Raw genomic sequence first — 24,835 nt, 5'->3', positions numbered from 1 at the left:
AAACGGCAGACTGCGCCCGTGTGGTACTCCGTCCGGTGTGCCGCGTGATCGCGGGCCGGCATTGATCAGTGCAAAATCGCCGCGCACACTCCCTTTCCGGCAGGTTGCCTCGTGCGATTTGCGCGCGTCTTAACGCGATTCTTCGTCATGCCTTAGCGGAAAATTTCAGCAACAATTCGTAGCGGTAAAGCCCGCGTTCAGGTCAGGCCTGTGGTGAGCGGGGAGGAGGGCTTCGGCGCGCGCGGGAAAGCACTTGCGGCGCGATGCCGGGGTGTCCATTGTGCGCGGCCAAGTCTTCGTTTTTGTTGCAACATGGAAATGGCCCAGTGGCAGGACGCATTCTGCTCGTCGAGGATGATCCCCAGATCGCGGACTACATCATGTCCGGGCTTGCCGAGGAAGGTTTTACCCTCGATCGCGCCGATAATGGCCGAGACGGGCTGTTTCTGGCGACCGACAGCCAGTTCGATCTCGTCGTGCTCGACCGGATGCTGCCGGGGATGGACGGCCTGGCGCTGCTCAAGGCCATGCGCGCGGCCGAATTGGCGACGCCGGTGATCATGCTTTCCGCGCTGGCCAGCACCGATGACCGGATTGCCGGCCTGACTGCCGGAGCGGATGACTATCTCGGCAAGCCGTTTTCGTTCGGCGAGCTGCTTGCCCGCATACATGCGCTGCTGCGCCGCGCGGCGGGCGGGGTCAGGCAAGCGCAGGAAACCATGCTCCGCTGCGCCGATCTCGAGCTTGATCGGCTGACCCGGCAGGTGCGCCGCGGCACCCGCAAGATCGCGCTGCAGCCGCGCGAGTTCCGCTTGCTCGAATACATGTTGATGCACGCGGGCGAAGTCGTGACCCGCACGATGTTGCTCGAGGCGGTGTGGGACTACCACTTCGATCCCGGCACGAACGTGATCGATGTCCACATCAGCCGCCTGCGCCGCAAGATCGATGATGGCGAGGAGCAGACGCTGTTCCACACCGTGCGCGGGGCGGGTTACCGGCTCGCCGCCGATTGAGCGGAGCGATGGCGCTGCGTCCATTCCGCCGGACCGCCCGCCGCGGCCTCTCGCCGACGATGTTGCGGCTGGTGACCGCGATTTTCGTGCTGCAGATCCTCTCCAGCGCGCTGGTGATCCTGTTCCTGCGCGGGCAGATGCTCGATGTGGTGCGGCTCGATCGCGAACGCCAGGTCACCGACGTGCGCGACGACCTGCTGGCGGCCTATTACGACGGCGGACGCGAGGAGCTGGCGGAATTCATTACCGCCCGCCGTGGCAGCGCTGCCGATCCCGCCGTGTTCATTGCGCTGATCGGCAAGGGTCCGCCGGTCCTCAGCAATCTGGTGCGGGTGCCCGAAATGCGGGCAGCGGCACGGCCGCAGCCCGTCGTCGTGCGGCGCGGGCCGGATCAACCGCCGAGCGAGGGGCTGGCGCTCGTCGGCCTGCTGCCCGATGGCGAGCGGCTGGTCGTCGGGGTGGTCAGCCTGACCGAGCGGCGCATCGATGTCGCCTTTGCTTCCACTGCCGAACTGACCATCGCGGTTGCCGTCCTCATGGCGCTGCTCAGCGCGGTGGTCGCGGGGTTTGTCATCAGCCGCCGCACCCACCTCATCGCCGAAACTGCGGCCGAGCTCGCTTCGGGCAATTTCGGCGCGCGCGTGCCGATCGAAGGAACAGGGGACGGCTTCGATCACCTTCGCCAGCAGATGAACCTCATGGCCGAGCGGATCGGTGAGCTTGTCGGGCAGCTCAGTGCCGTGTCCGGCGCGCTGGCGCATGATTTGCGCTCGCCCGTCACGCGGCTTTCGGCGGCCATCGATCTTGCGCTGGCGCGAGTGGAGGAGCCACGCGCGCTGGAGGCGCTGCAGGCCGCGCGCGCCGATGCGGATGCCCTGCGTGCCATGCTGGAGACGGCGCTGGAGATCAGCCTGATCGAAGGCGGCGCGGTCGAAGACCGGCGGCGCCCGCTCGATCTTGCCGCAGTGGCGGAGGATCTGGTCGAGCTCTACGACCCTCTGGCCGAACAATCGGGCGTGTCGCTCGAAGCGCGGCTTGACCCCGTAACCGCACCAGCGGACCGCGAACTCGTCTCGCGCGCACTGGCCAACCTCATCGACAATGCGCTCAAGTATGGCGGCAAGGCGATTGTCGTGACCGCTCGCTCCGTGCTGGATGCGGACGGCACCAGCTGGGCAGAGATCGCCGTGGAAGACAACGGCCCCGGCATTTCCCCGGCCGACCGGGCCCGCGTGGTCGAGCGGTTTGTCCGGCTCGACAACGCGCGGACGCGGCCAGGTGGGGGGCTGGGCCTTGCCATGGTCGCGGCGGTGGCGCGGCTCCATGGCGGCAGTTTCGCGCTCGGCGATCCGGCGTCCGGCGGGGCTTCAGGCGGGAAGGGCCTTGTCGCCACCTTGCGGCTTCCCGCCTGAGGTTGGCCCAGTTGATACCCGGCCGGTCCGCTCCAGCTTGCCCCAGCCGATCCCCAGCCCCTGCAGCGCCGCACCCACCGCGCGGATCACCACGCCGTACATCAACTGGCGATAGACGAAGCGCTGGCTGAGCAGCAGGATTGGCGGGAAGCGCCGCTCGCGCACGTCGAGCCGGAAGGCGACCCAGCCGCACAGGAGGTCGATCACGGTGAACACGGCCCAGTAAAGCGCCATGCGCAGCACGTCGGTCTGCGTCTGCGCCCAGCCATGCTGCATGACCCTGACAGCCGTGCCAAAGATCGAGACACCCAGCGCGAGATCGATCAGCGGCGAGATCAGCGCGAAGAGGATCTGGAACAGCCACGCCTGCGGCATGCCGACGAAGGCGAGGCCGGCGGGCTGGCGCTGCCACAGCACCGAGCGATGCTTCCACAGGCACTGCAGCGTGCCGAAGGCCCAGCGGAAGCGCTGCTTCGAAAGGCTCCCGAGTGTTTCGGGGGCTTCGGTCCAGGCGACCGCATCTTCGTCGTAGCAGACCTTCCAGCCCTTGCGCTGGATCGCGATGGTGAGGTCCTGATCCTCGGCCAGCGTGTCTTCCGGGTAGCCGCCGACGTCGCTGAGCGCACTGCGCCGCCACGCGCCGACTGCCCCCGGCACGACCATGATCGCCCCGAAGCGGGTCAGCGCGCGGCGTTCGATGTTCTGCGCGGTGGTGTATTCGACCGCCTGCCAGCGCGTGACGAGATTGACCCGGTTGCCCACCTTGGCATTGCCCGCCACCGCGCCGACGCGTTCGTTTTCGAACCAGCGCACAAGCCGCGCGATGGTCTGCGGTTCGAACTGCGTATCGGCGTCGAGCGCGACGACGATCTCGCCCTTGGCCACCGCCAGCGCGCGGTTGAGTGCGGACGCCTTGCCGCCGTTGACCATGGTCATCAGGCGCACGCGGGGATTGCTGCCGAAGGCGGCCTCGACGATCGGGCTGGTGCGATCCTTCGAGCCATCATCGGCCACGATCACTTCCATGTGCGGATAGTCGCTCGCCAGAATCCGCCGCACCGAAGCTTCGATCACCCGTTCTTCGTTGAACGCCGGGATGATCACGCTCACCAGCGGTTGGTAACCGTTATCGAGCGCGGGCACCTGGCGCCGGTCCGGCACGAGCGCGAGCCCGGTGAGCCCCAGCGCACGGATCACGCCGAGCGCGATCGCGAAGAAGAAGCTCCAGTTGAGCCCGGCCAGCAGCACCGCGAGCACGGAGAAGATCGCCACGTCGACGCGCACTGCGGCAAGATCCCAGCCCCTCACCTGCGGCATCACGTCATCGCGCTTGAGGCCTGCCAGCGTGGAGGCGGGCACCAGCCGGTAGCCGTCTGCCTCGAGCCGTTCGATGATGCGCGGCAATGCCAGCACGGTCTGCTCGCGGTCGCCGCCGCCGTCGTGCAGCAGGATGACATTGGCGCTGCGGTCCGGCGTCGCATGCTCGACCGCGTCCACCGTGCGATTCACGATGTCGTCGGCGCTGCGCTTCATCCAGTCGCCCGGATCGGCATGGAGCCCTACGACGGTGTAGCCTTCCTGCTGCGCGATCAGCGCCGGCCAGAGCTCGTCCGACGTGGTGGGTTCGGCATCGCCGAAATAGGGCGCACGGAACAGGCGGGTGGAGCGGCCGGTATAGGCCTCGATCAGGCGCTGGGTTGCATTGAGTTCCAGCTTCACGCCGGTCGCCGAATCTTCAGCCATGTTGGGATGGGTGTAGCTGTGGTTGCCGATCTCGTCCCCATCGGCGACCATGCGCTGGAGCAGGCTGCGCCCGGCCACGCCGTTTTCGCCGATGATGAAGAAGGTCGCGGGCACGTGGTAGCGTTCGAGCACCGAAAGCACTTCGGGCGTATACTTGGGATCCGGGCCATCGTCGAAGGTGAGCGCGACCAGCTTCGGGCGGTCGCCCGTGCGGCGCACGACATAGGGCGTCGGCAGGTTACCGTACTGCTCGTCGTCGATCAGGCTGGGCCGGCCAGGCTGGGCGGCGATATAGTGGATCTGGCGGGTACCTTCCTCCGGCGTCGCGTCGATGCGCAGGATCTCGCCATTGCCTTCGACATCGACGTTGTTCGCCTCCTTGATCCGGCCGAGGTCCGGAGCAAGGCCGTGCGGATTGCGCCAGGCCTTGAGGACATCCCAGAAGCCCGGATCCTCCGACCCCAGTCGCCACAGCGCGACCGAGCCGACGCCGAGGCGCGAGAGCATCTGCATCTGATTCCAGCTTGAGGCAGCATCGAGCATCCACACCTGATGCCGCTCGGGCGCGGTCGCCGTATTGCTGTCCTCGTCATCGAGGTAGCCGAAGCCGGTGTTGCCGCTGGCCTTGTCCCATGTCGGCGTGGTCCCGCTATCGTGCGCGGAAAGCCAGGCCTCTTCCACCGTCTGCACATCAGCATGACCGCGATACCAGTCGTAACCATAGTTGCCGAGCGCGACGATGACCTTGTTCGCGGCCAGGCCCTTGAGCTGGTCTGCCAGATGGCCGGCAAACCAGCCGTTCGAGGCAATCGGGCCGGGCTCGCCGCCCTGCCAATGCTCGTCATAGGCCATCAGCACGACCTTGTCGGCCACCTCGGCGAGGTGCTTGGCCGACCAGTCGGCGTCGTCGATCGGCATCGTCACCGCCACAACGCGGTGCTTGGGGGCTAGCCGCGCATGAAGATCGGCAACGAAGCCGCGCAGCGCGGCGATGCCGGGCTTCGGCAGGTTCTCGAAGTCGATCATCACGCCGCCATCGCCGGACTTGTCGAGCGCGGCATCGATCTGGCTGACGAGCGCCGCGCGGCGGGCGGGGCTCTCCATCACGGCGGTCGCGCCTGCGCCGTCCCACTTCGCGTTGGCGGCGTTCTGCAGCACGGGGACTACCAGCGGGCGGCGCAGCGCCGAGGTCAGCACGCGGCGCATCGGCGCATCGTCGGTAACGACCAGATTGCCGTTCTGTCCCAGCGAGAACAGCGTCGGCGCGACCCAATCGAGCTGGCCGATATGGCGGCGCAAGGTCTGTGCGCTGCCGTCGGTCCAGGAAGTGTAGAAACCCACGCTGAGCGACTGGCCGCCGCCATGCGCGGCCGGTGCGGTGTGGCGGCCGAACAGCTGGCCCAGTTGCTGAGAGATCCGATGCGAAATGCGGCTGACCTGCGTTTTCAGCGGGAACGGCGCCTGCCGCTCGAAGCCGAGCCTGAGCGGCGCGGCAGGGGGCGGAACCGCCACCACGGTCGTCGCGAAGATCACTGCGGCCAAGAGCAGCACGACAAGCCCGATGAAAGCACCGCGCCGGGTCAGGCGGCGGCGGCGACCGGTGGGATCGAAGAAGATCGGACGAGACACGTGACAATTCCCCATTGCAGTCGCCGGAGACGACAAGGCGCGCGCTGGAGTCATTGCTCTCGCGCGGGCTGGGTTTGCGGCAGCCGGCTGGGTGACGATGGATGCCGGACCGGCAATCGGAACAGGGGACCGTCACGTCACGATTCCCGTGACAGGCACCCATCGTCGAAAGCCGTTCTAGGGGGGCACGCCCGTCCGAGGTGTGAGCAGAACATTACGCTTTGGCCATTTTCGCATTTCCTGCTGCGACTGCGGCTTGCCCGCATGACCATCTGGGCCGGAGCGGCATGCAGGGCCAAGGACCTGGGCCATGTTGCCCGCCCCGACCCGACGCGCTGCTCTTGATCACTTGCGCCAGTTCGTGCCGCGCGCGGGCGCGTCCTACGCCGCTGGTCGTAATTCCGATCCGGGGCCGGGGCGGCCTGCTGCAGTATCGCGGCTTTCGCCGGCAGTGCGCTACCGGCTGGTGACCGAGCAGGATGTTGTCGCCGAAGTGCTGGCGCACCACAGCTTCAATGCAGCGGGAAAATTCATTCAGGAAGTCTGCTGGCGCACGTACTGGAAGGGCTGGCTCGAACTGCGGCCTGCGGTCTGGCAGCGGTTCCTGTCCGAACGCGATACGGCGCGAGAGGCCATGGCGGGCAGCGCCGATCTGCAGGCGGCGGAGGAGGGACGTACCGGGATCGATTGTTTCGATGCCTGGGCGCGCGAGCTGGTCGAAACCGGGTATCTCCACAATCACGCGCGGATGTGGTTTGCCTCGATCTGGATTTTCACGCTGCGGCTGCCGTGGACGCTGGGCGCGGATTTCTTCCTGCGCCACCTGATCGATGCCGATGCCGCCAGCAACACGCTCTCATGGCGCTGGGTGGCGGGGCTGCAGACGGCTGGCAAGACCTACCTCGCCCGCGCCGACAATATCGCGCGCTACACCGAGGGCCGTTTTGCGCCGCGCGGCCTTGCGCAGGAAGCCGAAGCGCTCGCCGAAGCGCCGGTCGGGCCCGCAGGCACACTGGCACCGCTCGCCGCTTTCGATCCCGCCGCGCCCAGTCTGCTGCTGGTGCACCATGAGGACCTCACCGCGGAAGCGCTGCTGCCCGCCGATGCGCCGGTGCTGGGCGTGCTGGCTGTATGCGATCCCGCACTGCTCTGGGGCGATGCGGCGCGGCGCTATGCCGGGGCCGCTGTGGCTGATGCGGCAGCGCGCGTCGCAGCGCATTGCCGCTGCGGTTCGACGCTGGCGGATACGCTCGATGCCGAAAACATGATCGCCGCAGCAGGGGCCGCCGGCGCGCGGCAAGTGCTGACACCCTATGCCCCGGTCGGGCCCGTAGCCGATGCCCTCGCGGCGCTGGCGCCTGCGCTCGCCGCCGAAGGTATCGCACTTCGGCCGGTGCGACGCCGCTGGGATTCCGGCCTCTGGCCCCATGCGCGGCGCGGCTTCTTCGCCTTCGATGCCGAGATCGAAGGACATCTGCGTGCCGAGGGGATGCTGTGAAGCGGCCGCTGCAGGTCGTGTGGTTCAAGCGCGACTTGCGACTTGCCGATCATCGCCCGCTGGCGCTCGCAGCGGAGCAGGGGCCGGTGCTGCCGCTCTATATCGCCGAGCCGGACCTGTGGGCGCAGGACGATGCTTCGGCCCGGCAATGGGCCTTTGCCGCCGAAAGCCTCGCCGAACTGCAGGCTGCGCTGGGCGCGCTCGGCCAGCCGCTTTGCGTGGTGCGCGGGGATGCCGTCGCGGTCCTCAGCCGCATTCACGAACGCCATGGCATCGCCGCGCTGTGGAGCCATGAGGAGACCGGAGGCTGCTGGACTTATACGCGCGACAAGGCGGTGGCGGCATGGGCGCGCGCAGCCAGCGTTCCGTGGCAGGAACTGCCGCAGACCGGCGTGATCCGCCGCCTCAAGACCCGCCACGGCTGGGCGCGCGCGTGGGATCGCCGCATGGCCGAACCGGTAGCCGCCCCGCCCGCCGCGCTCGAACCGCTGGGCCGCGATTGGCCCGCGCGCATTCCGGGCGCGCGCGATCTGGGCCTTGCGCCCGATCCCTGCCCGCAGCGCCAGAAGGGCGGGCGCGTCGCAGGCCTTGCCACGCTGGCCAGCTTTCTGGAGCGGCGCGGGCGCGATTATCGCTGGCAGATGTCGAGCCCGGTCACCGCGTTCGATGCCAGTTCGCGCCTTTCGCCGCATCTCACCTGGGGCACGCTCAGCTTGCGCGAAGTGGCGCAGGCGAGCCAGACGCGCCTCAAGGGCCTGCGCGGCGATGAAAGCGCAGCCGCGCGCAGCTGGCGCGCCTCGATGATCTCGTTCACTGGCCGCCAGCACTGGCACTGCCATTTCATGCAGAAGCTGGAGGACGAGCCGCGCATCGAGTTCGAGAACCTACATCCCGCCTATAACGGCCTGCGCCCCGATGTGCCTGATGCCGATCGTCTGGCGGCTTGGGTAGCGGGGCGCACGGGCTTTCCCTTCGTCGATGCCTGCATGCGCGCGCTGGCGGCCCACGGCTGGCTCAATTTCCGCATGCGCGCGATGCTGGTCTCCTTCGCGAGCTACCAGCTCTGGCTGCCGTGGCGGGCCACCGGGCTGCACTTGGCGCGCCAGTTCGTGGATTACGAGCCGGGCATCCACTGGAGCCAGGTGCAGATGCAATCGGGCACCACGGGGATCAATACGATGCGCGTCTACAACCCGGTCAAACAGGGCCACGATCAGGACGCTGAGGGCGCGTTCGTGCGCCGATGGGTGCCCGAGGTGGCCGATGTGCCCACGCCGCTGATTCACGAGCCATGGCGCTGGGAGGGTGCGGCTAGCCTCGCCTATCCGCCGCCCATCGTCGATCATGCCAAGGCCGCCGCGGCCGCGCGCGAGGCGCTGCACGCCGTGCGCAAGGGATCGGGGCATCGCACCACCGCGAGCCGGATTGCCGAGAGACACGGCAGTCGCAAGGCGGGCATGCCGATGACGGGCCAGAAATCGCGCAAGCATGCGCCCACCGCGCAACTGGCGCTGGATCTGTGAACCGCCTCGTCCTCGTGCTGGGCGATCAGCTCAGCCCCACGCTCTCCTCGCTCATGGCGGCGGACAAGGCGCGCGACCGCGTGCTGATGGTCGAAGTCAGCGAGGAGGCGACCTACGTGCGCCACCACAAGAAGAAGATCGCTTTCCTGTTCAGCGCCATGCGCCACTTTGCCGAGGAACTGCGCGGGGCTGGCTGGACGGTTGACTACGTGAAGCTCGATGATCCGGGCAACACCGGCAGCTTCACCGGCGAAGTCGCCCGCACGGTTGCAATGCACCGGCCTGCCAGCATCCTCGTCACCGAGGCGGGCGAATGGCGCGTGGCGCAGATGTTCGCGGGCTGGGAGGCAGCGTTCGGCATCCCTGTCGAAGTCTGCCCCGATACGCGCTTTGTCTGCCCGCTGCCGGTGTTCCGCGCCTGGGCCGAGGGGCGCAAGGCGCTGCGCATGGAGTATTTCTACCGCGAGATGCGGCGGCGCACCGGCCTCCTCATGGATGGCGACAAGCCCGCTGGCGGCGAGTGGAACTACGACGCCGAAAACCGCAAGGCCGCCGCGCCTGATCTCTTCATGCCGCGCCCGCCAGTGTTTGCGCCCGATGCGATCACGCAGGAGGTCATGGCGCTGGTTGCAGCGCGTTTCGGCAATCACTTCGGCGATCTCGAACCCTTCCAGTTCGCCGTCACCCGCGCCGATGCCGAAGCCGCGTTCGGCGCCTTTGTGCAGCGCGCCTTGCCGCGCTTCGGCGACTATCAGGATGCGATGCTGGAGGGTGAACCGTTCCTCTATCACGCGGTGATCGCGCAATATCTCAATTGCGGCCTGCTCGATCCGCTTGAGGTCTGCCGCGCGGTGGAAGCAGAATGGCGCGCGGGCCGGGTGCCCTTGAATGCGGCGGAAGGCTTCATCCGCCAGATCATCGGCTGGCGCGAATATGTGCGCGGGATCTACTGGCTGACGATGCCGGGCTACGAACGGCGCAACTTCCTTGGCCACACGCGCCCGCTGCCCGAATTCTACTGGACCGCCGAGACGGACATGGCCTGCGTGCGCGCTGCCGTGACCCAGACCCGCCAGCATGCCTACGCGCACCACATCCAACGCCTGATGGTCACGGGCACCTTCGCGCTGCTGGCGGGGATCGATCCGCACGCGCTCCACGAATGGTATCTCAGCGTCTACGCCGATGCCTATGAATGGGTGGAACTGCCCAACACCGTGGGCATGAGCCAGTTTGCGGACGGCGGAATGCTCGCCTCCAAGCCTTATGCGGCGAGCGGGGCCTATATCAACCGCATGTCGAACCACTGCGGCACCTGCCGCTATGACGTGAAGCAGCGGACGGGCGCCAATGCCTGCCCGTTCAACCCGCTCTATTGGGATTTCATCGTCCGTCATCGCGGCAAGATCGGCGGCAATCCGCGCATGGCGCAGATGGTGCGGACTTACGACAAGTTCGCCGATGCGGAAAAAGCACGGATTGCGGAAAGCGCGGCGGCGGTGTTGGCGAGGCTTTGATTGTTCCATTCTTTCGAACGGTCGCCCGGAAAACTTGCATCTGTTGCGCTTGTCCAAGCCAGCCTAAATGGAGAGCATGAAACAGCCCGTGTTCTTCCTCTCGCATGGCGGCGGCCCCTGGCCCTGGCTCGATGGTCCGTTTCGCGACGGTTTCGCCTGGTTGGAGGCCTCGCTGAAGGCGCTGCCTGCGCAGCTGCCCGAACCACCCCGCGCGGTGCTCGCGGTGTCCGGCCACTGGGAGGAGCCCGAGTTCACGGTCTCCAGCGCCGCGCAGCCGGGCATGGTCTATGACTACTACGGCTTTCCCGAGCATACCTACCACATCAGCTACCCTGCGCCCGGTGATCCAGCGCTGGCGGCGCGGGTGCGCGAACTGGCAGCAACAGCAGGGATCACTGTCGGCGATGATCCCGCGCGCGGGTTCGATCACGGCACGTTCTCGATGATGCAGCCGATCCGCCTTGAGGCGGACCTGCCCGTCGTCAGCCTGTCGATGAAGATCGGCTATGATCCCGCCGCGCATCTTGCACTCGGCCGTGCGCTTGCGCCGTTGCGCGATGAAGGCGTGGTGATCATGGGCTCGGGCCTCTCCTATCACAACTTGCGCATGTTCGATGCGCGCGCGGCCGAGCCCTCGCGCCAGTTCGACGGCTGGTTGCGCCACAGCCTGCTCGATCTGGACCCCGCCGCGCGCGCTGCCGCGCTGCTCCGCTGGGATCAGGCTCCAGCCGCCCGTGTGGCTCACCCGCGCGAGGATCACCTGATCCCGCTGATGGTCGCGGTCGGTGCGGCGGGCGCAGACCCGGGCGTGTGCATCTATTCCGAGAACGACCTGCGCGGCGGAATCACCGCCTCGGCCTATCGCTTCGGTGAGGACGTGACGCCGACCGGGTTCGACAAGCTCGCCGCCTAGGGCCTGACCCTAGGGCCTAACCCTAGGGCCTAACCCTAGGGCCTAACCCTAGGGATTGCATTCCTCGCAGTGCATCGGATCTGCGCTCGCTTTGGCCACTGGGCGTTCTTCGCGGTGGCCGCAGCCCTCGCAGGTCCAGATTTCGGCGCGGGTGAGATGCGTGGGGCTCGCGCACCACGCGCAAGGCAGACCGTGAATTCGCCCGGTCTTCGCAAAGCCGGGCCGCGTGCAGGCGGGGCAGCGGCTGCGCGCGCGGCGGACAAGGTCGATCATGGCCCGCTCGATTGCGCGCATGCGGCGTGGATTGCGGTGGGCACGCATGTCGGTCTCGATATGCGCCGCGCCGGTCAGGGCGATGGTCCGGTCAATCACCGCAATCAGCTCTGCCTCGGTATCGATCCCCTTGAACAGAGCGAGGTGCGGCGCGGGCTGGCCGTCCAGCACCCCCATCACGATCACGCCGTGCGCGGGAAAGCCCGCTTTTGCAGCAAAGTCGATGCCTGCCGAAGGGTTCGTCACCACCGCATGCGCGAAATTGGTGTCCATTGCCGCATGGTGGCCGACCAGTTCCAGCCCGGTCTCCCGGTCTACCAACAGGACAAGTTCGCGGTTCAGCGCGCAGAACGGCACGCTGGGATGCGGACCGAAGCTGCCCTCGCTGGCCAGCCCGATGCGCGCATCAGGCGCCAGCGCGAAGGCCGCGGCGATCTTTGCCTGCGCAGCCTTGCGCGGGGTGCCAACGCGGCCAATCTCGCGGCTGAAAGTGCCGAAAGCATCGGTGTCCAGACCTTCGGCCACACGCAGGTCCAGACCCAGGAAACGCGCGGCAAGGGGGGCAATCGCCCGCTCCTTGCCGTGCATCGTCGCCAGCACGGCCCGCGCCCCGTTGCACTCTGCGCCCCGGGGCGGCGGCGTGCCAGCCATGGCTCAGATCGCCATTTCCGTGGCTGCCGGAGCAGGGAATGCCTCCAGCGTGGGCTCCCAGCGGAGATCGCCCGCATAGCGCCAGGCCATCCGCCCCTCGTCGTCGATCGCGAAGAGGTGCAGCCACTTGTTGTCGAATAGCGCGCGCACCCCGGCGTGCTTTTCGAGCACTGCGGTCATCGCCTCGCGCGGGGCCTCGATGCAGACCGAGAGGCGCAGCGGCTCGTGCATCAGCTTGTTCCCATCATGCACCGATTGCCATGGCAGACCGGCGCGCAGCGGGCCGCCGTTGCCCTCGATCACGCCGATCCCGCCGACCACGTTGTGGAGCAGCTTGTTGCCGCCCCCGAACAACTGTGGCGCCACGCTCGAGCCATAGTACTGAAGGCTGATCCAGCTCGCGACGACGACCGGCGCGGTCATGATCAGTTCCAGCACGCCGAAGCCTTCGTCCCGCCGCCAGACGTAGTCATGCAGGAACGCGCGGCCTTCGAGGCTGCGGCCCGCTGTGCGTGCGCGCGGTGCGGCGATGAAGGCCTTGCAGCCAGCGAGCGCCCATTCGGCCCGCGTTTCCGACCAGTCGCGGCTGCGCTTGATCACGCTGGCATCGCCGGTGGCGCGCGGCAGGCGCAGCGCTCGCTCGCTGCGGGTGAGCACGGCGGCCGCTGCCAGCCACTGCTGGGCCTGCGCAATTGCCTCGCGGTGCGCATCGATCGGCTGGTCCTCGGTGTAGAGCGTCACCGCGTCGGTCGTCGTATCGTGCAGCGCCGCGACGAACAGCGTGGACTGCGGGATCACGATACCTCTGTCGATCAGGCCTGCGCGCACCTCGGGATCGTTGAGCAGCCCGGCCAGCAGCCGCGCGTTCACTTCGCCCGAATAACCGCCGCAGGCACCGCAGTGGAGCCCGCTCGCATGCGGGTTGTTGACGACATTGGCACCGTGGCCAGCCAGCAGGACCAGCGGCGCGAACTCGGTGGTGAGCGACATGGCGCCGAGGATCGAGGCCGCCATGCCCACGCGGGTCGAAGCATCGGGCGCGGGATCGGCAAAGGGCTTGGGATCGCGTGGCACAGGGTTGGCCTTGAGGCCCAGCGCATCCTTCAGCAGCTTGCCGATGTAGATCGGCCCTGCCGCCTCGACAAAGGCGAACGAGGACACCGCTGCCAGCTTGAAGCGGCCCCAGGCCCGCTCCGCGCGTGCGGAATGGCGGGCATGAGTCGCGTCCCCATTGCCCTTGGCGCTGCCGGTGCGGCTGGTAAGCCCTGCATTGAGCAGCACGGGCAGCCGGTGTTCGGCAACGTCCGAAGCATAGCGCCGGTGCGAGGCGGTGAGGCCGAAGAACCCGGCAAAGCCCAAGGTCTGGACCCGCCGGTCGACGGATTCCAGGGCGCGGCGGAACACTTCCGAGCGCACGTCGATGCAGAAGGCGGCCTGCAGCACCGGCGGCTGACGTTCATTGCGGAGGAGCTTCTGGCTGAGCGTCTCCGCAAGGGCGGACTGTCCGGCGCGCTCCGCGGCTTCCTGCAGGATCGCGTCGATGATCTGGTCGGCATTCGGCGCGACCGGTTCCTCGTGCGCGGCAAGCGTCGCCTGCCAGCCTCGGCCGATCTCGGCGCTATAGCGGTTCAGCAAGGCCTGCTCCCACAGCAGGCGGATGGTGAGGAAGTCGGTGATCGTCTCGTCGCTCTTGCCGGCAAGTTCGGCCTGCCACAGCTCGTAGCGCGCGACATGGGCCCAGCCGCCAAGTGTGACGAGCAGGCTGTGGAAGTAGGTTTCGAGCGCTGCAGGTGGCAGCTCGAGCCCGGAAACGGCGCTCGCCAGCGCTTCTGCCGCGCGTTCGGGCGCATCGGCCACGAAGCTGCCGAAGCCGGTAAGCCCGGCAATCTCAGGCGTCAGGTCGTGCGAGGCGACAGCCTGCCACGCGGTATAGGCGCCCTTGCCGCGCGGGGCGGCCCACAGCGCCTGTCCCTGATCGAAGTAGCCACCCGCCCAGGCGCCGAAGCGCTCGGCGATCACGCCGGGCCAGTCGATACCCGAAGCCTTTGCGGCCAGATCGGCGACCGTCGGCACGGCCTTGATCGGTGCCGGGTCATGCGCGATCGCAGCCAGCAGCGCGGCAAGCGAGCTGGGCTTGCCGGCATGGGGTGAAGCGGCGAGCGCCGCGGCAAGATCGGCCTCGGTGATCGCGCCGGTGGCGATCCGGTCGCGGTACCATTGGCGCGGCATGGTGACGGGGGTGCCCGAAACCCGCGCCATGAGCGCGGCGGTTTCGGCAAGCGTCAGCCCCGTCTGGCCGAGGTACGGATTGACCGCGACGCTGGAGGCCAGCGGCCAGACCGGCGGGATCGCACGGGCCGCGCCATCGGCGGCGACCTTGAGCTGCGCGAGGGTCTGGCTGTTATCGGTGGGGATCATGAGCATGGGAGTGATCCTTCGGGAGACGTGTGGAGGGGTCAGGCGGGCCGCTTGAGGGTCCAGCCGCCAAGCATCCGGTCGAACAGGGCGTTGGCGTAGAGGCCGTTGGAGAGGTGGACGCGCAGGCCTGCAGCCGCCGGGTGGTAGGCCCAGAGCGGGAACATCGACTGTGCCACCGCGACGAGGCCGAAGCTCAGCACCGCGAGCACCATCAGGGTCCATTCGAGCGGACCCGGCGCCGGGGTGGCGGGCAGCGTGCCGGCGGTGAGCCAGAGCGCGAGGCCATGGAGCGCGAAGTAGCCGATCGAGGCCGCCACCGCGTAAACCGCCATCTTGCGGGTCAGTGCGCGCGGAGCGCTGTCAGCCAGGCCCTGGGCGAAGAGGTAGGCAACGCCGAAGATGAGGATCGCGCCCAGTGCAACCGCCTGGGGCGACTTGTGGTGGAAGCCCGGGATGGCATCGAAGGCGAAGGTCATCAGCGCGTAGATCGCCAGCGCCGCAAGGAACGCACGGCCAACCGCAGCGGGACGGGGGATCGCCACCGGCCCGGGCCGCCGTGCCGCCGCGATCTGCTCAACCGCGCCGCCCGAGGCGAGGAAGGCATGCGCCTTGTAAAGCGAGTGGAGCACGATGTGCAGCAGCGCGAGCGGGAACAGCGCGAGGCCGCACTGCATGATCATGAAGCCCATCTGGCCGACAGTCGACCAGGCGAGCGAGGTCTTGATTGCCGGCTGTGTGAGCATGACCAGCCCGCCGAACAGCGCGGTAAACCCGCCGATCATGACCAGCACCGCCAGCACGCCGGGGGCAAGCAGCATGACATCGGCAAAGCGGATGAGCAGGAACCCGCCCGCGTTGATCACGCCGGCATGGAGCAGCGCAGAAACCGGGGTGGGCGCTTCCATCACTTCGGTCAGCCAGCCGTGCAGCGGGAACTGGGCGGACTTGAGCAGCGCGGAAATCGCGAGGAGCCCGGCGGCGGCCATCGTTGCGTAGCCGCCCATCCCGGCTTGCGCGGCGGCAAGGATCACGTGCAGGTCGGTTGTGCCATAGGCGCTGAAGAGCAGCAGTGCGGCGCCCAGCAGCGCGGCGTCACCCGCGCGGGCGGTCACGAACTTCTTGCGCGCGGCGCGCTGCGCGGCGACCCGCTCGGGATAGAACAGCAGCAGCTTGTGCAGCGCGAGGCTGGTCGCGATCCATGCTGCCAGCAACTGGACGAGCGAGCCCGCCGTCACCAACAGCATGACCATCACCAGCGTCGTTGCCAGCCAGGCCATGAACACGCCGTGGCGCGTCTCGCCATCGAGGTAGACGCGGGCATAGCGCACCACGATCCAGCCGACGAAGCTGACGAGGAGCAGCATCGTGGCGCTGATGAGATCGAGCCGGAAGGCCAGCAGCGGCAGGGCAGGGCCGGCAGCGGCAAGGGTCAGGGTGGTGGCACCGCTGATTGCCAGTGCTGCCATCGCGCCCCCGGCCATCGCCACCGCAAGCAGCGCAAGCAGCTCGATCAGGGCCAGCGGGCCGCGCGCGATGCGGCCGGGCTGCGCGAAGCCGAGCGCGGCAGCGATCAGCAGCAGGGCGGGTGGGGCAAGGACCAGAAGAGAAAGTGGCATGATCGGCGCTCCGCAGGAGGGGCTTTCGAAGTTGCCTCGCTCCTAGCGAAACTGCGGATCAGCAAAAAATTCATTGTTTAGCTGATACCGTTCGCTTTAAGTGAACGATATGGCCGATCTCAATTACAACCACCTTCGCTATTTCTGGGCCGTCGCGCAGGATGGCAACCTTTCGCGCACGGCGGAGCGGCTCAATGTCTCGCAGTCCGCGCTCTCGGTGCAGATCCGCAAACTGGAAGACCGGCTTGGCCATGCGCTGTTCGAACGACGCGGTCGTGCGCTCCACCTCACCGAGGCAGGCCGGATCACGCTCGATCATGCCGAGGCGATCTTCGCCACCGGCGAGGAACTGCTCGGCACGCTCAAGGAGACCGGCAATGCGCGGCAGGCGGTGCGGATCGGCGCACTGGCCACGCTCTCGCGCAATTTTCAGATCAGCTTCGTGGAACCCCTGCTCGCGCGGACCGATATCGAAGTCGTGCTGCGATCGGGAAGCCAGGGCGAATTGCTCGGTGCGCTGGAATCCCTCGCCCTCGACGTGGTGCTCACTAACCAGACGCCCGCGAGCGATGCCCTGACCCCCTTCATCGTCCAGAGGTTGTCGGAACAGCCGGTCAGCCTGATCGGCACGCCCGCGCTGCTGGGCGAGACGCGCGCGGTGGCGGACCTGCTGCGGATGCACCCGGTGATTCTGCCGATCGCGGGCAGCGGCGTGCGCGGCGGTTTCGATGCGCTGGTCGACCGACTTGATCTGAGGCCGCAGATCGCTGCCGAAGTGGACGACATGGCGATGATGCGACTGATGGTGCGCGAAGGGCATGCGCTGGGCGTTCTCCCCGCCATTGTCGTGCGCGATGAGCTGGGTGCCGGCACGCTGGTGGAGGCCGAGGGGCTGCCCGGCATTGCCGAGACGTTCCTCGCCGTTACAACCCGGCGGCGCTTTCCCAATCCGGTGGTACGCCAGTTGATCGACCGGGCGATGCGCGACCGGTTCGACCATGCCTGACGGCTGCGTGGCTGATCGGGCAGGCAGCATTCATCTCAGGTTTCTGACAAAGCCCCCAACTATGATTGCAAATTGCCTCTAAGTTAAAATTGATACAGATCAAAATAATAATAAAATAATTACCCTTGGAACTATGGTAAATAAATCCCATCTCTTTCCATAGGAGGTCTACCTACTATGGTCGGTAATGATGCAGAGCTGCATTCGAGTGCAGGTCTTGATGAAGCTGTCATGACTCTCGATCGCCACGGCCTGGCCGATCTTCTGATCGGAGACCGGGACTGGTTGCTCACGCGACTGGAAGACAGGGAGGTCATCGTCGTCCGGCAGGCGTTCTGTCCGGTGCGTCCGCTGCGTTCCTTTGCTGAGCGGCTGGAAGCCACGCTCCACGGCCCGCTGGCGCCCACGCGTCTGCCGGTGCCGGAGGATTCCCTCATCGTGGGCGATCGCCAGGTTTCCGCGCTCGCCGAATATCTCCAGAACAGCCGCGTGTGGGAAAACGACCATGTGATGGCGCGCGCGCCCGGCGGGGTTTCGATCATGGCGATCCCCGGCGAGGGCAGCATTGCTACGCCGACCGAATTTGCCTGCACCGCCGCCGCCTGGGATGGCCTTGCGCCGACCGAGCAGCGCGAACTGGCTTCGCTGCGCGTGTTGCATGGTTTCTGGCACGACCGGCTCTATCACGAGCGCGAGCCGCGCCACGAAGCCCTGATGCAGTGGATGGCGCGGCAAAGCGCTGAGCTTCCGCTCGTCCAGCGCTTGCCCGGTGGCCGCCACGGCCTGCTCATCGACGATACCGCGATCCAGCTCGCAGACGTGGAGTTCACGCAAAGCGAGGCTTTTCTCGGTGACTTGCGCAAGTGGGTCACGCAGCCGGCATTCGTCTATCGCCACACCTGGCAGCCCGGCGATCTGGTGCTCTGGAACAGCGCTTCGGTGATGTACCGCGACCTTCCCCGGCTGGACAATCCGATCTGGAAAATGGCCCAGTCCCGGCGCTGATAAAGCGCCATCTTTTCGGGACTTGGCATGAGCCCGGTCGGTGCGCAGCCGGCCGGGCGTTTTTGTGGCCATTCTGGCACCATCCGATCGGCACTTGTCATCAAACCGGCATCTTTCCGACTGGGCAAATCAACCCGCATCTGCTGCGGATGCAGGCTGAAACCTTTCCGTTTCAATACCCTTTCGGCTCTTGCGCCTACCGGAAAACGATTCCCGATGAACGTGCTTGCTCTCTATCCGGCCGCCGCACCGAACAAGGCGTGGATCCATGAACACATCACCGCCATGCTGGGCCGTGTCGCCGGGGCCGTGCCCGATCTTCTGGTGACGGAGCGCGATCTCACCGGGCTTGCGCCGCATGGTGCCGCCGGCAACCTGTCGGACGAATTGGTGCAAGAGCTGGTAGCTGCCGATCTGGTGGTGATCGGTGCGCCGATCGGTCACCATCCGGTGCCCCCCGCGCTGGCCCAGTGGTATCGCCGCGCCCATGGCAGCAAGAGCAATGGCGCGCCGATCTATGCCATGGGGCTCAATCCTGAATTGCAGGCCTGGTTCAGCCACGTCATCCGGGCTGACCGCACGTTCCGCTACACCGCGCAAGGGCCCCGCGGCTTGCTGTCCGGCAAGAAGGCGATCGTGCTCGCCGCCCGGACCGGGTCATGGCACAACGAGGCGATGACAGACTATCAGGTGCACTGCATCGATACCCAGCTGCGCTTCATGGGTATCAACGAAATCGCCACGACCGCAGCAGATCGCCATGCCAATCCCGTACGCAGCCCGCGTCGCTGGCAGGCGAGGCCGGCGCAGAGCCTCGCTGCCTGATCCGCGCCCCGGCGGCGTTTCGACCGACGTTCAGGGTTCGAACGCTGTCAGGATCGGGCAGAGCCGCGTCGAGCCTTGCTCACAAACCTGCGCCAGCCGGCTCAACGCGTCTCGTGCGTCTTGCAGTTCCCGGATCCGTTCGTCGAGCGCGTTGACGCGGGCCCGCGCCAGTTCGCGCGCCCGCGCGCGATCGTCCGTCGCATCGAGCGAAAGCAGCTGGCCGATTTCCTCCAGCGTGAAGCCTGCACCCTGCGCCGCCTTGATGAAGCGCAGGCGGCGCACATCGTCCGAACCATAACGGCGCACCCGCCCGTTCGCGCTTGTGCCGGACGGCCGCTCAGGCTCAGGCATCAGGCCGCGGCGCTGGTAGTAACGCACCGTCTCGACGCCAACACCGCCCTCGCTGGCGAGTTTTGCAATTGTCATCACCGGTATGGGTTGACTCCGTACTATGGTACGGAGGCTATATGGGCCGGGGTTCGATGAACCACAAGCATGCAGCCCTTTTCAGGAACCCCGATGATCAGGACCCTTTTTGCCACGACGGCGCTGGCCATGCCGCTCGCCGCTGCGGCCCAGTCCATGCCTGGCATGGACCACCAAGCGCACTCCATGCCTGGCATGGACCACCAAGCGCACCCCATGCCCCCGGCTGAAGCTGAAGCACCCGCTGCGCCCCCGGTCGATCATGCGGCCATGGACCACAGCATGCACGGCATGGACATGAAGAGCATGGACATGAAAGGCATGGTGGGCGCACTCGGTTCCTACAGCATGATGCGCGATGCCTCCGGCACGGCTTGGCAGCCTGATAGCGCGCCAATGTGGGCGATCATGGGCCGCGCTGGCGATTGGTCCACCATGGTCCACGGTTTCGCCACGCTCATCTACGACAACCAGGGCGGGCCGCGCGGCGATACCAAGACCTTCTCGACTTCGATGCTCATGGGCATGGCGCAGCGCCCACTTGGTGGGGGCACGCTATCGCTGAAAGGAATGGTCAGTCTCGATCCGCTGATGGGCAAGCGCGGCTATCCGCTGCTGCTGGCGAGCGGTGAAAGCGCGGACGGCGTGACCAAACTGATCGACCGGCAGCATCCACATGATGCGTTCATGGAGCTCTCGGCCACCTACAGCCACCCGATCACCGACCAGCTTTCGGGCTTCGTCTACTTCGGATTGCCCGGCGAACCCGCGCTCGGCCCCGCCACCTTCATGCACCGCTTCCCCGGCATGGCGAACCCCGAAGCGCCGATCTCGCACCACTGGCTCGACAGCACGCACGTGACGTTCGGCGTCGCGACCGCGGGCCTCGTCTATCGCGGGGTGAAGCTTGAAGGCTCGGTGTTTACCGGGCGGGAACCCGATGCCAACCGCTGGGATTTTGAGCGGCCGCGCTTCGATAGCTGGTCCGTGCGCGCCACGTGGAACCCCACGGCAGACCTTTCGATGCAGGTGAGCCATGGCTTCCTCAAGAGCCCCGAAGGTCTGCACCCGGACGAGAACGTGCGCCGCACCACTGCCTCGATCACCTGGAACCGCGCGCTCGGGCCCGGGCGCAACTGGCAGTCAACGCTGGCCTGGGGCCGCAACACCCATTTGGGTGGTGACCATTCCCACCCCGCCGATGCTTTCCTGCTCGACAGCGCGCTGCAACTGGGCCGTTGGACGCTGTTCGGCCGGGCCGAGAATGTCGACAAGGACGAGCTGTTCGGCGACGAGGCGGAAGGCAATCCGCTGGCGGGCCAGGTGTTCAACGTCAGCAAGTTCAGCCTCGGCGGCTACCACTCGCTGCCCGTGGGCAAGGTCGCGTTCGATCTCGGCGGTCTGGTCAGCAAGTATGCGTTGCCCGAAGCGATCCAGCCCGCCTACGGCTCCAGCCCGACGAGCTTCATGCTGTTCATGCGGGTGCGGATCACCGGCTAGCCGGGGGTGCGCTTACTCCCACTCAATCGTGCCGGGCGGCTTCGAGGTGTAGTCGTAGACCACGCGGTTGATGCCCTTCACCTCGTTGACGATGCGCGTCGCCACGCGGCTCAGGAACCCGGCGTCGAAGGGGTAGATGTCGGCGGTCATGCCGTCGGTCGATGTGACGGCGCGCAGCGCGCAGACCGCGTCATAGGTGCGGAAATCGCCCATCACGCCAACGGTGCGCACCGGCAGCAGCACCGCGAAGGCCTGCCAGATCGCATCGTATAACCCCGCGTTGCGGATCTCTTCGAGGTAGATCGCGTCGGCCTTGCGCAGGATGTCGCACTTCTCGCGCGTCACTTCGCCGGGGATGCGGATGGCAAGGCCGGGGCCAGGGAAGGGGTGGCGGCCGACGAACACATCCGGCAGTCCGAGTTCCCGGCCCAGTGCGCGGACTTCGTCCTTGAACAGCTCGCGCAGCGGTTCGACGAGCTTCATGTTCATGCGGTCGGGCAGGCCGCCCACGTTGTGGTGGCTCTTGATCGTGACTGAAGGTCCGCCGGTGAACGAGACGCTCTCGATGACGTCCGGATAGAGCGTGCCCTGCGCGAGGAAGTCCGCGCCGCCGACCTGCTTGGCCTCTGCCTCGAACACGTCGATGAAGGTCTTGCCGATGAACTTGCGCTTGGCCTCGGGATCGGTGACGCCCGCGAGGCCGCCAAGGAACAGCGCCGAGACGTCCTTGTGGACCAGCGGAATGTTGTAGTGCCCGCGGAACAGGCTGACGACCTGCTCGGCCTCGCCCATGCGCATCAGGCCATGATCGACGAAGACGCAAGTGAGCTGGTCGCCGATCGCTTCGTGGATCAGCACCGCCGCCACCGCCGAATCGACGCCGCCCGAAAGGCCGCAGATCACGCGGGCATCGCCCACCTGTTCGCGGATTTCGGCGATCTTGGTCTTGCGGAACTCCGCCATCGTCCATTCGCCGGTGCAGCCGCAGACGTGGCGCACGAAATTGGCGATGAGCTTGCCGCCATCGGGCGTGTGGACCACCTCGGGGTGGAACTGGGTGCCGTAGTACTTCTTCTCCTCGTTCGCGATCACCGCGAAGGGGGCGCCGTCCGATACCGCGACGATGCGGAAGCCGGGGGCGAATTGCGTCACCTTGTCGCCGTGGCTCATCCACACCTGATGCCGCTCGCCCGGTTGCCAGAGGCCGTCGAACAGCGCGCAAGGCTCGGTCACGGTAAGGAAAGCGCGGCCGAATTCGCCCGAGTCGCCGGGCAGGACCTCGCCGCCGAGTTGCTGGCTCATCACCTGCTGGCCGTAGCAGATGCCAAGGATCGGCAATCCGCTGTCGAACAGCACTTGCGGCGCGCGTGGGCTGCCGTCTGCCGGAACGCTGGCAGGTGAGCCCGACAGGATAATGCCTTTCGGCTTCATCCGGTGGAACGCTGCCTCGGCCTGGGTGAAGGGGGCAATTTCGGAGTAGACGCCCGCTTCGCGCACGCGGCGTGCGATCAGTTGGGTGACCTGGCTGCCGAAGTCGACGATGAGGATCGATTCTGAAGGCTGAATGCTCATGGCAGGCGGATAATGATCTCGGTATCCGCTGTCCAGCGAGGCGCGAAAAAAGGCAGATCACACGATTGCGCGGTGTGCATCTGGTTTATAAAATGTTTTTCCTTTGAAACATTCGTGCTTCACCAAAGGGCATATGTCCGGAAAATCCTGATTTTTCAGTATATCAGTAGCGTATCGCAATTGATTGCAAAGAATGCAACCATGGTTGCCTTGTTCGCACTTGCAGCAGGCGGGGGAAGGCCTATTTGCGCCCTCGTTCCGAACGCTCTGCGCAATCCACCACCCTGCCGGCGCGGCTCGAACGGGAGAGTCCCCTGAAAGTTCCCAAAACAGGAGGACATTATGCGTAACTACACTTCGGCGATCCTTTCGCTGGTTCTGGCTGCTGGCATCAGCAGCATGTTCTTCGGCGCCACGCTCGTCTGAGCTGGCACGAAGCACTTGCCCCCTCCCGCGGGGCGAACCATGCGGGTCTTCCAGATAAAAGCGGCTGCCTTGCACTTTGAGGCAGCCGTTTTTGTTTTCCGGCCACACGGTTATGGACGGTCTTCATGGACCTGCCGACCGTCACGCGATTTGCCCCCAGCCCCAACGGCCCGCTTCACTTGGGGCACGCCTATGCCGCGATTGTCGCGCATGATCGCGCAGCGCAAGACGGCGGCCGCTTTCTGCTCCGGATCGAGGATATCGACGGCGCGCGCAGCCGCCCTGACCTTGCCGACGAATTTCGCGCCGACCTCGCCTGGCTTGGCCTTTCGTTCGAGGAAGTGCCCGCCCAGTCCACCCGTATCGACAGCTACCGCGAGGCGGCCAACAACTTGCGCGCGATGGGCCTGCTCTATCCCTGCCGCTGCACCCGCGCCGAAGTGGCCGCCGCCGCCACGCTCCACGGACCGGACGGGCCGATCTACCCCGGCACTTGCCTGCGCAATCCGCCGCTTTCCGCTCCCGATCCGGTTTGGCGCCTCGATGTCGAGCAGGCAGCGGAACTGGCCGGTCCGCTCACCTGGTTCGATGAACGTCGCGGCCCGCAGAGCGGGCGCCCGGCCATGCTCGGCGATGTAGTGATCTGGCGCCGCGATGCGCCCGCCAGCTACCACTTGGCCGCCACGCTCGACGATGCCGAGGACGGCGTGACCGTCGTTACCCGCGGCGCCGATCTCTTTGCTGCCACGCATATCCACCGCCTGCTGCAAGTCCTGCTCGGCCTGCCAGAACCGCGCTGGCATCATCACGGCCTGCTTGCCGGGCCTGATGGCCGCAAGCTTGCCAAGCGCCGCGATGCGCCTTCGCTCGGGGATCGCCGCCGCGCGGGCGAGGATGGCCGCGCGCTTGCCGATGCACTGCGGCTTACCCGCTTTGACACTGGCGTTTCACTTCATGACGGCCTAGACCTTGCGCCATGACGATGCTCCTTGTTCCCGTGATCCTTGTGCTGATGGCACTGACGGTCTGGTCGCTCCTTCGCGGCATCGGCGCTTTTCTCAGCACCACCAAGGCTGATCTGGAAGGCGACGGCACGCGGGCAACTGAAATGCAGCTGCTGCAGAACAAGATGATGTTCAACCGCATCAAGTACCAGGGCCTCGCCGTGGCTGTGGTCGCGGTGCTGCTGCTGTTCACCCACGGCGGTCGCTGAGTCGGCTCAGCTTTTCTCGTGGTCAAACTCAACAAGATCTACACGCGCACCGGCGATGAAGGCACGACGGGCCTCGTCGATGGTTCGCGCCGCCCCAAGCACGATCTCCGGCTCGAAGCGATCGGCGAGGTCGACGAACTCAACAGCATGGTCGGTTTCGCCGCCCTCGCGCTGGAGGCAGACCGCGCCGCTCCGCTCCACCGCATCCAGAATGACCTGTTCGATCTCGGCGCCGATCTGGCCACGCCGCTGGGCGATGTGGGCGGTGCCGATTTCACGCCCTCCGAAATGGTGCTGCGTGTCGTCGCGGCCCAGCCCGAACGGCTCGAAGCCGAGATTGACGCGCTCAATGCGCAGCTTCCGCCGCTGACGAGTTTCATCCTTCCGGGCGGCAGCGAGGGCGCGGCCCGCGTCCACCTCGCACGCGCGATCACCCGACGTGCCGAACGCGCCGCCACCGCCTTGGCCGCGTCGGAGCCGGTGAACCCCTCCGCACTCGCCTATCTCAATCGGCTCTCGGACTATTTCTTCGTGCTCGCCCGTGCGCTCAATGCCGGGAACGATCCGCTCTGGGTCCCCGGCGGCTCGCGCTGACCCCACTCCCAAATCTGCGGCTTCCCACGCGCGTCAAACCTCACTAGGCAGCGCCCCAA

The 24,835-nt window shown here is 66.7% G+C and carries 19 protein-coding genes; 13 read left to right on the top strand and 6 right to left on the bottom strand.

The window, feature by feature from the left end; all coding sequences use genetic code 11:
- The first annotated feature begins 326 nt into the window (after positions 1-326).
- Both ACODS2_RS08700 and ACODS2_RS08695 read left to right on the top strand, forming a co-directional pair.
- A complete protein-coding gene (locus ACODS2_RS08700) occupies positions 327-1,016 on the top strand; it encodes a winged helix-turn-helix domain-containing protein (protein ID WP_488998452.1) in 690 nt (229 codons plus the stop codon).
- 8 nt (positions 1,017-1,024) lie between these two features.
- Complete coding sequence (locus ACODS2_RS08695; RefSeq protein WP_488998451.1) at positions 1,025-2,428, top strand: sensor histidine kinase; 1,404 nt, start codon at positions 1,025-1,027, stop codon at positions 2,426-2,428.
- Here ACODS2_RS08695 and ACODS2_RS08690 read toward each other — a convergent pair.
- Positions 2,384-5,800: a trifunctional glycoside hydrolase family 18/polysaccharide deacetylase/glycosyltransferase family 2 protein gene (locus ACODS2_RS08690; RefSeq protein ID WP_488998450.1), complete on the bottom strand. Its 3,417-nt coding sequence runs from the start codon at positions 5,798-5,800 to the stop codon at positions 2,384-2,386. The genes ACODS2_RS08695 and ACODS2_RS08690 overlap by 45 nt on opposite strands.
- 310 nt (positions 5,801-6,110) lie before the next feature.
- On the opposite strand from ACODS2_RS08690, the gene ACODS2_RS08685 reads away from it, so the two are divergent.
- The 4 genes from ACODS2_RS08685 (at position 6,111) to ACODS2_RS08670 (ending at position 11,251) form a co-directional block, all read left to right on the top strand.
- A complete protein-coding gene (locus ACODS2_RS08685; RefSeq protein WP_488998449.1) occupies positions 6,111-7,298 on the top strand; it encodes an FAD-binding domain-containing protein in 1,188 nt (395 codons plus the stop codon).
- Complete coding sequence (locus ACODS2_RS08680; RefSeq protein ID WP_488998448.1) at positions 7,295-8,821, top strand: FAD-binding domain-containing protein; 1,527 nt, start codon at positions 7,295-7,297, stop codon at positions 8,819-8,821. Before ACODS2_RS08685 ends, ACODS2_RS08680 begins: the two co-directional genes overlap by 4 nt.
- Positions 8,818-10,338: a cryptochrome/photolyase family protein gene (locus ACODS2_RS08675; RefSeq protein WP_488998447.1), complete on the top strand. Its 1,521-nt coding sequence runs from the start codon at positions 8,818-8,820 to the stop codon at positions 10,336-10,338. Before ACODS2_RS08680 ends, ACODS2_RS08675 begins: the two co-directional genes overlap by 4 nt.
- A gap of 76 nt (positions 10,339-10,414) precedes the next feature.
- Positions 10,415-11,251 carry a DODA-type extradiol aromatic ring-opening family dioxygenase gene (locus ACODS2_RS08670; RefSeq protein WP_488998446.1) on the top strand — a complete coding sequence of 279 codons (837 nt, stop codon included), beginning with the start codon at positions 10,415-10,417 and terminating at the stop codon, positions 11,249-11,251.
- Between the two features lie 48 nt (positions 11,252-11,299).
- Here the strand turns inward: ACODS2_RS08670 and ACODS2_RS08665 are convergent, their stop codons facing one another.
- The 3 genes from ACODS2_RS08665 to ACODS2_RS08655 are packed head-to-tail and all read right to left on the bottom strand — an operon-like array spanning position 11,300 to position 16,209.
- A complete protein-coding gene (locus tag ACODS2_RS08665) occupies positions 11,300-12,175 on the bottom strand; it encodes a DUF6671 family protein (RefSeq protein WP_488998445.1) in 876 nt (291 codons plus the stop codon).
- Between the two features lie 3 nt (positions 12,176-12,178).
- Positions 12,179-14,599 (bottom strand): YbcC family protein, encoded by a 2,421-nt coding sequence (locus ACODS2_RS08660; protein ID WP_488998444.1) that lies wholly within the window; start codon positions 14,597-14,599, stop codon positions 12,179-12,181.
- A 32-nt stretch (positions 14,600-14,631) separates the two neighbouring features.
- Complete coding sequence (locus tag ACODS2_RS08655; protein ID WP_488998443.1) at positions 14,632-16,209, bottom strand: proton-conducting transporter transmembrane domain-containing protein; 1,578 nt, start codon at positions 16,207-16,209, stop codon at positions 14,632-14,634.
- A 109-nt stretch (positions 16,210-16,318) separates the two neighbouring features.
- Here ACODS2_RS08655 and ACODS2_RS08650 point away from each other — a divergent pair, with 109 nt between their 5' ends.
- The 3 genes from ACODS2_RS08650 to ACODS2_RS08640 all read left to right on the top strand — a co-directional run bounded on the left by ACODS2_RS08650 (position 16,319) and on the right by ACODS2_RS08640 (position 19,045).
- A complete protein-coding gene (locus ACODS2_RS08650; protein ID WP_488998442.1) occupies positions 16,319-17,215 on the top strand; it encodes a LysR family transcriptional regulator in 897 nt (298 codons plus the stop codon).
- Between the two features lie 231 nt (positions 17,216-17,446).
- Positions 17,447-18,220, top strand: a complete 774-nt coding sequence (locus ACODS2_RS08645; protein ID WP_488998441.1) for a TauD/TfdA dioxygenase family protein — start codon at positions 17,447-17,449, stop codon at positions 18,218-18,220.
- 216 nt (positions 18,221-18,436) lie between these two features.
- A complete protein-coding gene (locus ACODS2_RS08640; RefSeq protein WP_488998440.1) occupies positions 18,437-19,045 on the top strand; it encodes an NAD(P)H-dependent oxidoreductase in 609 nt (202 codons plus the stop codon).
- 30 nt (positions 19,046-19,075) lie between these two features.
- Here the strand turns inward: ACODS2_RS08640 and ACODS2_RS08635 are convergent, their stop codons facing one another.
- On the bottom strand, positions 19,076-19,471 hold the full coding sequence (locus tag ACODS2_RS08635) for a MerR family transcriptional regulator (RefSeq protein WP_488998439.1): 396 nt from the start codon (positions 19,469-19,471) through the stop codon (positions 19,076-19,078).
- Positions 19,472-19,564: 93 nt separating this feature from the next.
- Here ACODS2_RS08635 and ACODS2_RS08630 point away from each other — a divergent pair, with 93 nt between their 5' ends.
- The gene (locus tag ACODS2_RS08630; protein ID WP_488998438.1) at positions 19,565-20,971 is read left to right on the top strand and encodes a hypothetical protein; all 1,407 of its coding nucleotides are present in this window, start codon (positions 19,565-19,567) and stop codon (positions 20,969-20,971) included.
- 12 nt (positions 20,972-20,983) lie between these two features.
- Here ACODS2_RS08630 and guaA read toward each other — a convergent pair whose 3' ends face one another.
- A complete protein-coding gene (guaA, locus tag ACODS2_RS08625; RefSeq protein ID WP_298165940.1) occupies positions 20,984-22,543 on the bottom strand; it encodes a glutamine-hydrolyzing GMP synthase in 1,560 nt (519 codons plus the stop codon).
- Between the two features lie 551 nt (positions 22,544-23,094).
- Here guaA and gluQRS point away from each other — a divergent pair.
- The 3 genes from gluQRS to ACODS2_RS08610 are packed head-to-tail and all read left to right on the top strand — an operon-like array spanning position 23,095 to position 24,776.
- Positions 23,095-23,949, top strand: coding sequence for a tRNA glutamyl-Q(34) synthetase GluQRS (gluQRS, locus tag ACODS2_RS08620; RefSeq protein WP_488998437.1), 855 nt, complete (start codon positions 23,095-23,097; stop codon positions 23,947-23,949).
- On the top strand, positions 23,946-24,182 hold the full coding sequence (locus ACODS2_RS08615) for an HIG1 domain-containing protein (protein ID WP_298165936.1): 237 nt from the start codon (positions 23,946-23,948) through the stop codon (positions 24,180-24,182). Before gluQRS ends, ACODS2_RS08615 begins: the two co-directional genes overlap by 4 nt.
- A gap of 18 nt (positions 24,183-24,200) precedes the next feature.
- Positions 24,201-24,776 (top strand): cob(I)yrinic acid a,c-diamide adenosyltransferase, encoded by a 576-nt coding sequence (locus ACODS2_RS08610; RefSeq protein ID WP_421836795.1) that lies wholly within the window; start codon positions 24,201-24,203, stop codon positions 24,774-24,776.
- Positions 24,777-24,835: the final 59 nt, after the last annotated feature.

The organism is Novosphingobium sp. FG137, assembly GCF_057809735.1.
Note: the sequence above shows the minus strand (reverse complement) of the source record. Positions and strands in the feature narration are given on the sequence as shown.